The following is a 1,170-nucleotide window of genomic DNA, read 5'->3' as shown; positions in this document are numbered from 1 at the left end:
TTAAGCCTCAACCTCGGCAACAACGCCAGCGCCAACGGTATGACCGCCTTCACGAATAGCGAAACGGAGGCCCTTGGACATAGCAACCGGGTGAATCAGAGTTACATTCATGGTTACGTTATCACCAGGCATTACCATTTCAGTGCCTTCCGGCAGAGCAATAGTTCCGGTAACGTCAGTGGTTCTGAAGTAGAACTGCGGACGATAGCCGTTAAGGAATGCAGTGTGTCTACCACCTTCTTCCTTGGTAAGTACGTAAACCTCTGCCTTGAACTTGGTATGCGGAGTGATAGAACCAGGCTGAGCAAGAACCTGACCACGCTCAACTTCTTCACGCTTAGTACCACGAAGCAGTACACCAACGTTTTCACCAGCACGGCCTTCGTCAAGGGTCTTGCGGAACATTTCAACGCCAGTACAAACAGTAGTGGCAGTAGGTCTGATACCAACGATTTCTACAGTGTCACCTACCTTGATGATACCACGCTCAACACGACCGGTAACTACGGTACCACGGCCAGAGATAGAGAATACATCTTCAATAGGCAGCAGGAACGGATGATCAACATCACGTACCGGCTCAGGAATATAGCTGTCCATAGTGGCTGCCAGCTCATAAACCTTTTCAACCCATTTCTCTTCGCCGTTCAGAGCACCAAGAGCGGAACCACGGATTACAGGGGTATCGTCTCCCGGGAACTTGTATTCGTTAAGAAGTTCGCGAACTTCCATTTCAACCAGCTCAAGGAGTTCATCATCATCAACCATGTCACACTTGTTCAGGAATACGATGATATAAGGAACACCTACCTGACGGGCAAGCAGAATGTGCTCGCGGGTCTGAGGCATAGGGCCATCGGTGGCAGCTACTACGAGTACAGCACCGTCCATCTGGGCAGCACCGGTAATCATGTTCTTAACATAGTCAGCATGGCCCGGGCAGTCAACGTGAGCATAGTGACGCTTATCGGTATCGTATTCAACGTGAGCAGAATTGATGGTAATACCGCGAGCCTTTTCCTCAGGAGCATTGTCGATCTGATCGTAGGACATTGCTGCACCGCCGCCGAACTTCTTGTTCAGGAGAGTGGTGAGAGCAGCGGTAAGGGTGGTCTTACCATGGTCAACGTGACCGATAGTGCCTACGTTAACGTGAGGCAGATTACGAAC

At 50.4% G+C, this 1,170-nt stretch carries 1 protein-coding gene; it reads right to left on the bottom strand.

The genetic code is table 11. The features are described from left to right. Positions 1–1,170: elongation factor Tu (gene tuf / locus F557_RS0118215; RefSeq protein ID WP_019003630.1), on the bottom strand; the 1,170-nt coding region annotated here is incomplete at its 5' end.

Source organism: Succinimonas amylolytica DSM 2873 (assembly GCF_000378405.1).
In the GTDB taxonomy this organism is placed as follows: Bacteria; Pseudomonadota; Gammaproteobacteria; order Enterobacterales; family Succinivibrionaceae; genus Succinimonas; species Succinimonas amylolytica.
This window is presented reverse-complemented; position numbering and strand designations above follow the sequence as displayed.